14 protein-coding genes are annotated in these 11,931 nt (G+C 62.6%); 4 read left to right on the forward strand and 10 right to left on the reverse strand.

The window, feature by feature from the left end:
- Nucleotides 1-314: 314 nt before the first annotated feature.
- Genes RJ40_RS11665 through RJ40_RS11675 form a run of 3 tightly spaced genes read right to left on the reverse strand, consistent with a single transcriptional unit; the run spans nucleotide 315 to nucleotide 2,724 of the window.
- On the reverse strand, nucleotides 315-1,589 hold the full coding sequence (locus tag RJ40_RS11665; RefSeq protein WP_265581025.1) for an ArsB/NhaD family transporter: 1,275 nt from the start codon (nucleotides 1,587-1,589) through the stop codon (nucleotides 315-317).
- Between the two features lie 11 nt (nucleotides 1,590-1,600).
- Nucleotides 1,601-2,128, reverse strand: coding sequence for a universal stress protein (locus RJ40_RS11670; protein ID WP_265581026.1), 528 nt, complete (start codon nucleotides 2,126-2,128; stop codon nucleotides 1,601-1,603).
- Nucleotides 2,129-2,178: 50 nt separating this feature from the next.
- Nucleotides 2,179-2,724 (reverse strand): archaemetzincin family Zn-dependent metalloprotease, encoded by a 546-nt coding sequence (locus tag RJ40_RS11675; protein ID WP_265581027.1) that lies wholly within the window; start codon nucleotides 2,722-2,724, stop codon nucleotides 2,179-2,181.
- Nucleotides 2,725-2,739: 15 nt separating this feature from the next.
- On the opposite strand from RJ40_RS11675, the gene RJ40_RS11680 reads away from it, so the two are divergent.
- Nucleotides 2,740-3,153 (forward strand): UPF0146 family protein, encoded by a 414-nt coding sequence (locus tag RJ40_RS11680; protein WP_265581028.1) that lies wholly within the window; start codon nucleotides 2,740-2,742, stop codon nucleotides 3,151-3,153.
- A gap of 745 nt (nucleotides 3,154-3,898) precedes the next feature.
- On the opposite strand, the gene RJ40_RS11685 is transcribed toward RJ40_RS11680, so the two are convergent.
- Nucleotides 3,899-5,296 (reverse strand): replication factor C large subunit, encoded by a 1,398-nt coding sequence (locus RJ40_RS11685; RefSeq protein ID WP_265581029.1) that lies wholly within the window; start codon nucleotides 5,294-5,296, stop codon nucleotides 3,899-3,901.
- Nucleotides 5,297-5,427: 131 nt separating this feature from the next.
- On the opposite strand from RJ40_RS11685, the gene RJ40_RS11690 reads away from it, so the two are divergent.
- From RJ40_RS11690 to RJ40_RS11700, 3 genes are all read left to right on the forward strand, one after another.
- Nucleotides 5,428-6,435 (forward strand): methanogenesis marker 2 protein, encoded by a 1,008-nt coding sequence (locus tag RJ40_RS11690; protein WP_265581030.1) that lies wholly within the window; start codon nucleotides 5,428-5,430, stop codon nucleotides 6,433-6,435.
- Nucleotides 6,432-7,193: a methanogenesis marker protein Mmp4/MtxX gene (gene mtxX, locus RJ40_RS11695; RefSeq protein WP_265581031.1), complete on the forward strand. Its 762-nt coding sequence runs from the start codon at nucleotides 6,432-6,434 to the stop codon at nucleotides 7,191-7,193. Before RJ40_RS11690 ends, mtxX begins: the two co-directional genes overlap by 4 nt.
- Nucleotides 7,194-7,366: 173 nt before the next feature.
- Nucleotides 7,367-7,573, forward strand: a complete 207-nt coding sequence (locus tag RJ40_RS11700) for a histone family protein (RefSeq protein WP_265581032.1) — start codon at nucleotides 7,367-7,369, stop codon at nucleotides 7,571-7,573.
- A 378-nt stretch (nucleotides 7,574-7,951) separates the two neighbouring features.
- Here RJ40_RS11700 and RJ40_RS11705 read toward each other — a convergent pair whose 3' ends face one another.
- From RJ40_RS11705 to RJ40_RS11725, 6 genes are read right to left on the reverse strand one after another with little or no spacing between them, the layout of a single operon-like run.
- Nucleotides 7,952-8,260: a PGF-pre-PGF domain-containing protein gene (locus RJ40_RS11705; protein WP_265581033.1), complete on the reverse strand. Its 309-nt coding sequence runs from the start codon at nucleotides 8,258-8,260 to the stop codon at nucleotides 7,952-7,954.
- Nucleotides 8,257-8,472, reverse strand: a complete 216-nt coding sequence (locus RJ40_RS13060; protein ID WP_394357405.1) for a PKD domain-containing protein — start codon at nucleotides 8,470-8,472, stop codon at nucleotides 8,257-8,259. The genes RJ40_RS11705 and RJ40_RS13060 overlap by 4 nt, the downstream gene beginning before the upstream one ends.
- Before the next feature lie 8 nt (nucleotides 8,473-8,480).
- Nucleotides 8,481-9,059 (reverse strand): imidazoleglycerol-phosphate dehydratase HisB, encoded by a 579-nt coding sequence (gene hisB / locus RJ40_RS11710; protein ID WP_265581034.1) that lies wholly within the window; start codon nucleotides 9,057-9,059, stop codon nucleotides 8,481-8,483.
- On the reverse strand, nucleotides 9,056-9,766 hold the full coding sequence (gene hisA, locus RJ40_RS11715; RefSeq protein ID WP_265581035.1) for a 1-(5-phosphoribosyl)-5-[(5-phosphoribosylamino)methylideneamino]imidazole-4-carboxamide isomerase: 711 nt from the start codon (nucleotides 9,764-9,766) through the stop codon (nucleotides 9,056-9,058). Before hisA ends, hisB begins: the two co-directional genes overlap by 4 nt.
- 6 nt (nucleotides 9,767-9,772) lie before the next feature.
- Nucleotides 9,773-10,636 (reverse strand): ATP phosphoribosyltransferase, encoded by an 864-nt coding sequence (gene hisG / locus RJ40_RS11720; RefSeq protein ID WP_265581036.1) that lies wholly within the window; start codon nucleotides 10,634-10,636, stop codon nucleotides 9,773-9,775.
- 32 nt (nucleotides 10,637-10,668) lie between these two features.
- Nucleotides 10,669-11,874 carry a methionine adenosyltransferase gene (locus tag RJ40_RS11725; RefSeq protein ID WP_265581037.1) on the reverse strand — a complete coding sequence of 402 codons (1,206 nt, stop codon included), beginning with the start codon at nucleotides 11,872-11,874 and terminating at the stop codon, nucleotides 10,669-10,671.
- Nucleotides 11,875-11,931 lie beyond the last annotated feature (57 nt).

Below are 11,931 nucleotides of genomic sequence, written 5' to 3' on the forward strand. Positions count from 1 at the left end.
CTGGCCAGGGACTCTTGATCACGCTCTTCATGGCGGAGCAGCGGGCAAGAAAACCGCTTCGTTGCCGCCCTGCCCCTATCTTCGCCGTGGGGGGGGTCCGGGGGGGGTCTCCCCCCGGCGAGAGAGAGCAGGGTAAAGTTTCTCGTTCTTCTGTTGGGGGCGGCCCGTCTGATCGACGTGCCTACCCCCATGCTCCACCAGGGATTGAGAACCCCTGCGTGATTTCTCCGGGAAGACACAAACAGAAGATCGATCCCCTCGACAAAAGCGGGGAGGCCTCTCCTCCGCCCCCAAAAATACGAGTTCCCCCGTCCTCATGTGAACATGAGGAGGAGGATGCCGAGGCCGACGGCCACGGTCACGACGAGGATGAGCATCCCCATCTTGAGGAACTCCATGAACGAGATGGAGATCCCCTCGCGCTCGGCGATCCCGATGACCACGACGTTCGCCGAGGCGGCGATCGCCGTCCCGTTCCCGCCCATGCAGGCGCCAAGAGAGAGGGCCCACCAGAGGGGCTCGACCTCCATCGTCATCCCCATGTCCTGGATGAGAGGGATAAGGGTGGCGGTGAGCGGGATGTTGTCCACGATTGCCGAGGCGATGGCCGAGAACCAGGCGATGATGATCATCGCCTCGCCGGTGGTGTTGACGTGGCTGACCACGAAACCGGCGACCTGTGAGATGAGCCCGGTCTCGACGAGGGCGCCGACGATGATGAAGAGCCCGCCGAAGAAGAAGAGGGCCGGCCACTCGATCTTCTCCAGGATCTCTTCGGGCGGCACGCGGCTCCAGAAGAGGATGATCGCCGCACCGGTCAGGGCCACGATCGCGGGCTCGACTCCGAGACTGCCGTGGACGAAGAAAAGGGCGACGACCAGGAAGATCGTGATCACCGATTTGTTGAAGAGCGAGCGGTCTTTGATCGCCGCCCGCTCGTCCAGGTCGTCGATGGTCTTTGCGATCTTGCTCTGTTCTTCGGGCTCGACCCGCAGCTGTTTGCCGTAGATGAAGTAGAGCATGATCAGCACGATGACCATGTCGACGAGGACGACCGGCCCCATCGTCATGAGGAAGTCGTTGAAGCCGAGGCCGGCGGCCGACCCGATCATGATGTTGGGCGGATCGCCGATGAGCGTCGCCGCCCCGCCCACGTTGGAGGCGAAGATCTCCGAGAGGAGGAAGGGGATCGGGTTGAGCTTCATCAGTTTCGCGATGTAGAGGAGCATCGGGGTGAGGAGGAGCACCGTTGTCACGTTGTCCAGGAAGGCGCTCGTCACCGCGGTCACGATCGAGAAGAGGATCAGCACCCGCATCGGACTGCCTTTCGCGAGTTTTGCGGTCCTGATCGCGATGTACTCGAAGAGCCCGCTCCCGCGAGCGGTGTTCACGATGATCATCATCCCCATCAGGAGGAAGATCGTCCCGAGGTCCAGGTATTCGGGAACCTTTTCCCAGGGGACGACCTGGGTGAAGGTGATCACCGCGGCGCCGGCCATCGCGGCCACGGCCCGGTGGATCCGTTCGTCGATGATCAGTGCGTAGGTGATGAGAAATACGCCTATTGCAATGAGTTCTGCTTCTATCATGGCTGATATCTCTAGTAGACAATGATGGGGATGTCAGCGGTCTGGGCAAGTTTGAGGGTGACCGAACTCAAAGGTGAGATCTCGGTCGTCGAAGCCCCGTACTGCTTCGAGACCACGATCATGTCGTGATCTCCGGCAAGTTCGAGGATGTTCTCATACTTCTTTCCTGAAAAGAGCCTGCTCTTTACCGAGAGCCCTTCTGCTTCAAGTTCTGATACGGTTTGTTTGAGGAGTTCTTCTCCGAAGTTTTCGCGTTTCTGCTTGAAGTCCTGGATCGCCGCCTCGTCGAGGCTGTCCTCGACGATCCTGATTACCTCCATATCGATGATGTACACCAGCGAGACCGTGGCCCCCTTATAGGTCGAGAGGGTCTCGTACAGGGCCGGCGGGATCTCCTTCACAAAGTAGTCGAGAGGCATGAGGATGGAGGCGACCTCGGGGACCACAGCCTCTTCTTCGGTGAGAAGGAACTCACGGTACTCTTTCACGACGGTGTCGTACCGCTTCCCTGCTACGTCCTTGAACTTTCTCTGAATCAATGAAGCAAAATACCCCATTGTGATCCCGTGATGGTATGATAAACGGGACTTTAACACTTCTCCCCTGAATGCCTGCCTGAAAGCCGGGCGCGGCAGGCGGGACAGAGCCTCATCCGCTTCCGATCCAGTTCGTCGAGGGTCTCGGGTTTGAACATCACGCACTCGGGGTCGTCGCAGTGTTCCAGGCCGAGGAGGTGGCAGATCTCGTGGGCTCCTTCCTTCGCCGCCCGGTCGGCGAGGTCGTCGAAGGCGGACGGCCGGCCATAATAGGCGTTGTCCAGGCGGGCGAGGGAGATGACGGCGCAGCCGGTGGAGGGTCTGGCCAGGCCGAAGACGAAGTCGCACCCGTCGATGAAGAGGTCGTGGGTGACGATGAGAAGAGCGGGGTCGCGGCAGTTGGCCCGGCGTTTCATGAAGAGGACGCGTTCGAGGACGGCGCGGGCGTCATACTGGTTGCGTTCGGGATGGTAGCCGTTGATCAACCCTTCCGCGTCCGCATGATCGAGGGGGGTGCCGATGACCAGTTCGATCCGCCGCCCCACCGGCATCTGCAGACCGGTCGGGACCTGATGGTCCCAAATAATCGTGACACCCATAATACCTAGGTATTCGTGGCATCTGAGTATAAACGTATTGAGGGCTGTATCGCGGCGTATATCTCCGGAAACTATTTCAACGTCGTCGAGATCGGGATCGGGAGAAATCCCGACGTCGCAGTATGGTGCCATGAGGCCGGGCTGCGGGTGCGGGCGACGGACATCAGGGAACCGTCGTCGACGTCGGGGGTGGAGACGAGGAGAGACGATGTCTTCTGCCCCGACCTCCCCTGGTATGCGGGCGCCGACCTCGTCTATGCGGTGAGGCCGGGGGTCGAGATGGTCCCGGCGCTCATCACCCTCGCCAGGACGCTTCAGTGCGACCTCCTCGTCTACCACCTGGGCGACGAGGTCTATCTGGACGGTGGGGAGCGGATCGAGTGCGGCGTCCGGCTGCATCGATATTGTCGCGCCTCGAAGCGATCGTGACAGGGCCGTCCCTGTTTGATCAGGGTGCCTTCCCCCATGAATCGCGCCGGGGGCCCTGCCCCGGTATCAGGCATGGCGATTGATGGTGAGCGGCACAGTGGAGGATCAGAGTCGTCCACTTCTATCTTCACGCGAGATTGTGGGAAAGATCCGATGATGCGGGACGGCACATTCTGACCTCCACACCAGCCCTCTTGTCGCGACCCCGAAGATTGAACTCGAACGGGAGAGGGGCGATAATTAATTCAACGTGATCACGCGCTCCGTGCCGTCCCCCGCCCTGTCTTCTCGCGAGAGGGCAGAACAGATCGCGTGATGAGGGGACGGCACATTCTGACCCCCACACCAGCCCTCTTGTCGCGACTCCGAAGATGGAACCCGGACGGGGAGGTCCAATCTTTTTTCAACGGGATCACGCGCCCCGTGCCACCCCCCGCCCTATCCTCTCGCGAGACGGCAGAACAAACCCTGTGATGAGGGGGTGGCATATTCTGATCGTCACGCCTTCCCATATGAATCGCGCCGGGGGCTCTGCCCCCGGAACCCCCGGGATTGCGATAGGGGCAGGAAGGCGGAATGAAAGATCCCGAAAAGTGTGGCGCCGCCCCCGGCATGAGAAGGCGAGACAGAATCCTTCAGGGGAGGCGGCACCTTTGACCGATATGTCTCCCTCCCTCACCTCGATGGGGGGCGGGGAAGAGACCCAAAAAATTCTGAAAAGAGGGGAGGCCGGCCGAACCCGCGCCTAGAAGGCGTCGAAGAGGGTGGCCTGGTTCACCTTCGGCTGCGCTTTTTCGGGTTTCTCAGGCTCGGGTGCGGGTTCAGGAGGATCTTCGCGAGGCTCTTTCTCCTTTTTCTTCCGCTCTTTTTCCTTCTCCTTCTCTCTCTTCTTCCTCTCGCGTTCGGCGGCCTTGAGTTCTTTGACCACCGCCTTCGCCCGTGCCGTGTCGTGGAGGAAGAAGTTCAGTTCGTCGGCGTCGAGGGCGAGCGCCCCGGCGTACGAGAGGGGGTCTTCGTCGACGAGGAGGGTGACGAGCGGGAGGTACTCCTCCCTGATGGTGTGCTGCGGGAGGGAGAGGGCGTGGGAGAGTTTGTGCATCACCGAGGCGCGGACCGCCTTCTGTTTGCGGGCGCTGCCCATCCGCCGCCACCTGGCCGGGGGCATCAGTCTCCCGTGGGCTCCCACCCCGCCGGTCGCCTCTTTGACGCCGATGAGCATCGTTGCGGTGGCGTATTTCCAGAGGGCAAAATATTGCCGTCGGCGGGTGAGCCCGAGCCACTCGTCGGCCCGCGCGAGGGGGACGTACGCCTGCATCTCGGCCTCGGGACGCTGGAGGGTGTGGAGGTTGCCTTCGAGCCACTGGAGGACGGCATCAGGGTCGTCGTCCACCGCCCTACTGAGTGCCATCAACTCGCCGTCAGGCTTTCCCGCATAGGTGGCGGCGACGAGGTCGAAGATCGTCGCCCGCCGGTCTTTCTGGTCGGTGTGGACATCCGCGGCATCGATCTCGTCCTTCCCGAGGGCCGAGGCATAGAGCATGTTGACGGCCGCGCGGACATCGCCCCCGGCACTCCGGGCGATCGCATCGAGGGCCTCCTGCGAGCAGGCGATCTTCTCGCACCCGCAGATCTCCCTGAGCCGCGGCACGATGGACCGGGCCTGGATGGCCCTGAACTGGACCGGTTCGCCGATGGCCCGCAGTTCCTTCGAGAGGCCGTAGAGGTCGTTGGCGATGAGGAGGATCGGCTGGCAGGAATGTTTGACGATCTCGATGATCGCGCGCGCCCCCCCGCGGTCCGCGGTCCCGTGGAGGTTGTCGGCCTCGTCAAGGAGGATGAGTTTGCGCTCGGCCCCGAGGAGGCTTGCCGTGGCGCTCGAAGTGCCGGCCACCCGTTCGAGGACGGCCTTCGTCCGCTGGTCGCTCGCGTTCAGTTCGACGACCTCCCAGCGCATGTCGCGTGCCAGGGCGTGGGCGCTGGAGGTCTTGCCCACGCCGGGCTTCCCGTACAGGATCAGGGGCGGACTCTCACGCGTCCACGACCTGGCCCATTCGTAGATCTGGCGCACGGCTGGCCCGTTCCCGACGAGATCCTGGAGGCTCTGCGGGCGGTACTTCTCGGTCCAGTCCATATGCAGGATCATAGGGGCGGGGATCTCAAATATGCAGTGGTATGGCCCGCGGCTCTGCCTGCCTGGGGCTCCGGTGTGCAATCAAATACATTATCTTTGATGAAAAAGAGTACCATACAAGCTTACAGGATGTTGGTGTTATCGTGGTAGACAACTGTTCCCCCGATTCGGTTGCCAGATCGGTCCGGGAATACGAAGGGGTTACAAGGAAGCGCGGGATCGGGGAGTTGATCGAGTGTCTCAGGATCACCGACCAGCCCGACGTCGTCGCGTCCTTCGGCGAGGACGCCGCTGTGATCAGGCAGGACGACCTGGCTCTCCTCCTGGCGGCAGACGGCATATGGAGCAGACTGATGGAAGCCGACCCGTTCTGGGCCGGATATTGTGCTGTGCTGGTGAATGTGCACGACATCGCCGCGATGGGCGGGAGACCCCTGGCGATGGTCGACGTCCTCTCGTTTACCGACGGAACGCTCCGCAACGAGGTGACCAGAGGTATGCAGGCGGCGTCCGAGCAGTTCGGCGTCCCGATCGTGGGCGGCCATCTTCACCCGGACACGCCGTACTCGGTCATCGACCTTGCGATCATGGGCTCGATGCCGATCGACGATGTCATCTATTCGAGCACCGCCGGGGCCGGCGACCGGATCGTGGCCGCGATCGATCTCGAAGGTCGGGTGCACCCCTCGTGCCTGCTGAACTGGGACTCGGCGACGATGAGGTCGGCCGGGGAGGTGCGAAAACAGATCGGGGTGATGCGGGAACTCGCCACCCGTCATCTGGTCACGGCGGCCAAGGACATCTCCAACCCCGGTGTCATCGGCACGCTGGGGATGCTCCTCGAAACTTCGAAGAAGGGGGCCGAGATCGAACTCGACGCGATCCCGCGCCCTGATCTCAAGGCCCACGGGCTCACCTTCGAGCACTGGGTGCGGATGTACCCGGGGATGGGCTTCATCATGACCTGTCATGACGAGCACACCGAGGAGGTCTGCCGGCTCTTCGAGGAGGCCGGGATGACGGCGCGGCCGATCGGGTGGGTGAACGACTCGCACTCGCTCTCGGTCTCGTACGAGGGGACCACCACCTCGGTCTTCAATCTTGAGTCCGAGGGGATTATGCGGATCATCGACACCACAGACCTGGTATGAGTATCGGTATCGGTGCCGGCGGCGACCCGGAGAAGGTCGCCGAGAGTGTCAGGAAGGTCGCGGACCGGGTGCAGGCCGTCTGTTACTGCCGGCCGGGCGTGATGGACGGTCTGGGGGTCGAGACGCGGGAGAGCGAGCGGCCCTGGGAGACGATGGTCGACGACCTGCTGGCCGGGCGGATCGAGGGTGCGGTGCGGGGCACTCTGCCGGCAAACGAGACGCTGCGGTGCCTGAAGGAGGAGTGCGGCGTCGATCATCTGGAACGGGTCGCCCTCCTTGAGACGGCCGACGGCGTGCGGTTCCTCTTCGCCCCGGTGGGGGTGGACGAGGGATGGACGATCGCGGAGAGGCTTGCCTTTGTGGAGAAGGCGCGGCCGATCGCGCGTTCGTTCGGTCTCTCGAACCGCGTCGCCGTCCTCTCGGGCGGGCGGTACGGCGACGTGGGTCGCCACCCGGCGGTGGACCGGTCGCTTGCCGATGCCGAACTGGTCGCCCGTCTGGGCGATGCGGAGCACTGCGAGGTGCGTATCGAGGATGCGGTGCGTCGGTGCGGGGTGATCATCGCTCCGGACGGGATCTCGGGCAACCTGATCTTCCGTACGCTCACGTTCCTCGGGAAGGGAGCGGGACATGGGGCGCCGGTGGTTAATATCGGGTCTATTTTTGTGGATACTTCGCGCGCCTCTCCTGATTACACGAGCGCCCTGCTCCTCGCCGCGTCGATGGCCGGATCGGGAAAAACCGACGAAATCGATTAATATCTCAAAATAATCTCAGATTGCACTTTTCTTTTTTTGGCCAATCTCCTTCACCCAAACCGGATGTGAACCAAAATTCCCTCCCTAATACGATATTAAAAGCCATAATGGGCGGTTCAATAGGAAAGTATTAAATACTCTTCGAGAAACTGATATTCTAGAGGTAATTGGACATGGCAGACTTACCAATTGCAGCGGTTGTCAGAATCGCTAAGAAGAATGGTGCTGAGAGAGTTGGAAGCGACGCAGCTGCGGCCCTTGTCGGAAAGGCCGAGGCCTACATCGCCGGCCTGACCAAAGAGGCAAACCGCCTCGCCCAGCACGCCGGTCGCAAGACGATCAAGGAAGAGGATGTTGAACTCGCGGCAAAGTCCGCCTGAACCCCCCTCTTTCTTTCCTGAACGCTGTTCGGACGTTTCCCTGTTTTTCGTTTCTGCTGATGGTCGAGTCGGTGGGCTCGCTCTTGTTCCGGTTGGAACGGCAGGCTGTGTAGAAGCATGAACCTCTGGCTCAAGCGTACGCGGTTGAATATTATCGTCGCTTGCTCTCTCTTTTCAAGGCCGGAGAATCGGTGGGGATCTCGTTCAATCGCCGCCCCGCCTATCCTTGCCGTGGGGGGTCCGCGGGTCTCCCCCGGCGCGGGATGGCGGTGAAGATTCTGCGATTGTGGGCGGCACGTCTGATCAGTCCGCCCTCGTCGTCAATCGATTCAGAATATCGGGGAATCAACACCGCCGAAAAAAAGAGTATGATCTACCTCATTCTCCAGATCGCGACGGCGGCGAGGGGTCGCTGCCGATCGCAAAGAAGGAGAAACCTGGACTTGTAGCCGAGATGTGCCTGGCGGTCTCGTCCTCCCTGATGACCATGGCCGGAAGGGGGTGCCATGCACTGTGGTGGTATCGATACAGCACCACATCGACAGGTTCTATGCCCTGGCTCCTCAAGTCATGTCCTTCGACGCTGAAGAGGGCAAGGACGCCCTCGATTGCATCGTCGGTCGTGTGGTAGAGGGTCACCTTGTCGTACGTGTAGACCACCCGGCCGGTCTGCTCGACGATGATCAAGATCTTACCTGCCGACCAGGCAGAGGTGGTCGAACGGCCACTATAGGACTTGGGGTATGAGAAGCGGTGACCGTCTGCTCCGCGGTCAATGAACCGTAGGTGTTGGAGACGGTTGGTCCAATGGTGTACGTCCCTTCGTCGACGTAGCGATGGGTCGGGTTCTGGTCGGTCGAAGGGCGCCGTAGTCGGCGCTCCCCTCGAAAAAAAAGTATCTAATCCTTCACAGCGTGCCTTTCGTGCTTGGCACGCCCTGCCGGCCGTCCCGTGCGACCGCCTTCCTGAGGGCGACGCCGAAGGCCTTGTAGATTGCCTCGGCGATGTGGTGGTCGTTGCGCCCGTAGAACCTGACATGGGCCGTCACCCCGGCCTGCGTGCAGAGGCTGTAGAAGAAGTGCTCGAAGAGCGTGGTGTCGATCCCGCCGACCGCGGGTGAGTTGAACGAACCCATGAAGACCAGGTAGCCCCGGCCGCCGACGTCCAGGGCCACCGTCGCGAGCGCCTCGTCCATCGGGATCGAAGCGTCGGCGAAGCGCGTGATCCCGGCGCCGTCGCCGACCGCCTCCTTCAGCGCCGCGCCGAGCACGATCCCCACGTCCTCGACGAGATGGTGGGCGTCCACCTCAAGGTCGCCCTCCGCATCCACCCGCAGGGCGAAGCCGCCGTGTTTTGCAAACGACGCGAGCATGTGATCGAGGAAGGGCAGTCCTGTCTCGATCCTGCTCTCCCCCTCGCCCTCCAGGTCCAGGGTGAGATCGATCTTTGTTTCCTTCGTCTCTCTCTGAATGGAACTTTGTCTCATCGTGCCGCCTCCAGTGCCTCTTCAAGCGTGATCTTCCCGCTGTACAGCGCCGATCCGAGCACCACCCCGGCGACCCCCAGGTCGCGGAGCGCCCGCACGTCCTCCGCGCTCGTCACCCCGCCGGCCACGACCACCGGCAGGGAGGTCCGCTCCAGCAGACGTGCGACCGGTTCGGTCTCGATGCCCTGGCAGAGTCCTTCGACCGCCACGTTGGTGAAGAGGAGCGAACCCGCCCCGAGCGCCTCGAAGCGTTCGGCCCAGGCGAGATAGTCGCCGGCCTCCTCCTGCCAGCCCTCGATGACCACCGCCCCGCCCCTCGCGTCGACGCCGGCCATCACCTGCTCGGGCCCGAACTCCTGGGAGAGATCGCGGATGATCTCAGGCTCGCGGACCGCCACCGTCCCCAGGATCACCCGGCCGACTCCGGTCTCCAGCCAGGCGCGAGCGTCCTCGCGGCTCCTGATCCCGCCGCCGAGCTGCACGAAGACCCCCGTCTCCTCGATCACCTCGCGGATCATCTCCGCGTTCGCCCGCGCCGACCCGAAGGCCCCGTCCAGGTTCACCACATGGAGCGCCTCGGCCCCCGCGTCCAGCCACCGGCGTGCGTTCTGGAGCGGCGTCCCGAAGGCCCGCGCACTCTCCCGCCGCCCCTGCACCAGTTGCACGCACTGCCCGCCCAGGATATCGACTGCCGGAAAGACGATCATAAGCACTCAGGGGATCATCCGCTCGATCGACATCACCAGGATATCGCGGGCACCCGCCTGCTTCAACTGGTTGATGAGCTGGTACACGCACTCCTCGGCCACCACCGCATGGACCGCGACCAGCCCCTCCTTCGAGGCCACGTCCATCACCGTCGGCCCGCCCAGACCAGGAAGCACCTCTTCGATCGCCGGCAGGGCCTCCCGCTGGGCGTTCATCATCAGGTAACACTGCCCCTGCGCCCTCACCACGCTTTCCAGGGCGAGGAGCACCTCGTGCACCTTCTCCTTCTTCTCGACGAGGGCATCCCGGTTTGCGATCACGCCCGTGCTCGACCTGAGCACCTCGGTGATCACCCGGAGCCGGTTTGTCTTGAGCGTCGTCCCCGAACTCGTCAGGTCCACGATGGCGTCGGCGATCCCCAGGTACGGCGTCGCCTCGCAGGCCCCGCCGACCGGCACGATCGTGACCGAGACCCCGTGCCGCTCGAAGAAGGTCTTCGTGATCGTGGGAAACTCGGTCGCCACCCGCGCCCCGTCGAGGTCGGTGACCTCGACCACCGTCGAGTCCTCGGGCACGGCCGCCACCAGGGTGGCGCTCCCCATCTTCAGGTCGAGGAGTTCCTCGACATCGGAACCCCGCTCCATCACCATGTCGTGGCCGGTGATCCCGATGTCCGCGGCCCCGTTGGCCACATATTCCGGGATATCGACAGGACGGGCAAAGAGCACCTCGATCTCGGGATCCACCGTCTTTGCGACGAGCATGCGCTCGCCGGTCCCGACCAGATGGATCCCGCTCTTCTCCACAAGTTCGCGGACCGGCTGAGCGATCCGCCCCTTGTTCGGTAATGCCAGGCGGATAGAGGTCATAGTTTTCAAAAAATGGTTGTGTTCAAAAAATCTCAGAAGGTCTTCAGGTCGCCCCTGATGACCTTCTCGGTGATGCTGGTGATGTCTTCGAGACCGGCGTCGATGATCGCCTGGACCGCGGGCTGGACCTCGGCGAATGCGACGCCCTGCCTCGGGATGATCTGGGCGCTCGCCACCAGCGGCTGGTCGATGGGGTGGCCGATCTGGGAGAGGAGCCTGATACAGATCTCCTCGATCCCGTCCACCTCGGCAACGCAGGTGGCGCCGAGTTGCGTGGCGAGGAGGTTGTAGATCTTGCCGATATGGTTGATCGGGTTCTTTCCGCTCGTCGCCTCCATGCTCATCGAACGGTTGGGGGTGATCAGCCCGTTGCACCGGTTGCCCCTGCCGACCGACCCGTCGTCGCCCATCTCGGCCGAGGTGCCGTTGACGGTGAGGAAGACGCTGCCGTTGTTGATGTCGTCGGCGGTGTTGACATGCACCTGGGTCTTTCTCCCGGTGAACTGCGGAGCGATCCCCTGGAGATTCTCCTTGAGGGCCTCGACCGCCTCGACATACTCCCCGACATCGGAGAGGTAGCGGTCGACCATCGCCACCGCGAGGGTGAGGGTGATCTCGTCGCCGTCACGCAGACCCATCACCTTCACATCGGTCCCGATCTCGGGGTGGCGGGGACGGTAGGTGGTGTCGATATAGTCGGAGACACCCTTGACCAGGCTCTCGGCCTCGCTGAACGGGGCGTGGCCCACGCCGAACGAAGTGTCGTTCGCCCGCATCACCCTCGTGCCCCCGCAGGTCTTGAAGACGTCGCGCAGGTCGGTCGACCCGCTCCCCATCCGGCAGTCGACGATGATGTCGCTCTCCATGTTCATGATGGGGATGATGCTCTTGACATAGGCCCTGGCCGCCTCGACCGCGATGGCGTCGGCCGGGATGTTGATCCCGTCAAAGACCTTCGTGGCCCGTCCGGTGAGGAGGGCATAGATTGGCTTGACGACCTTGCCGCCGCCGAAACAGGGGATGGACTCACCGGCGACGATCTCGCCCTGGTCGGTATTGTGGTGGAGGTACATCCCGCACTCGTCCATGTACGCCCTGCACAGCGCCCGCGAGATCGCCTCCGCGATACCGTCGGCAATGCTGTCAGGGTGGCCGATACCCTTGCGCTCGACCAGTTCGATCTGTTGTCTCTCGATTGGGGTCTGTTCGATCTCTTCTACCCTGATATTCCTGATCATAATAACCCTCGGTCTTCTGAATAGTACATAAAATGCTTGTGCATCATTTAACCATTT

The organism is Methanofollis aquaemaris, assembly GCF_017357525.1.
Taxonomy (GTDB): domain Archaea; phylum Halobacteriota; class Methanomicrobia; order Methanomicrobiales; family Methanofollaceae; genus Methanofollis; species Methanofollis aquaemaris.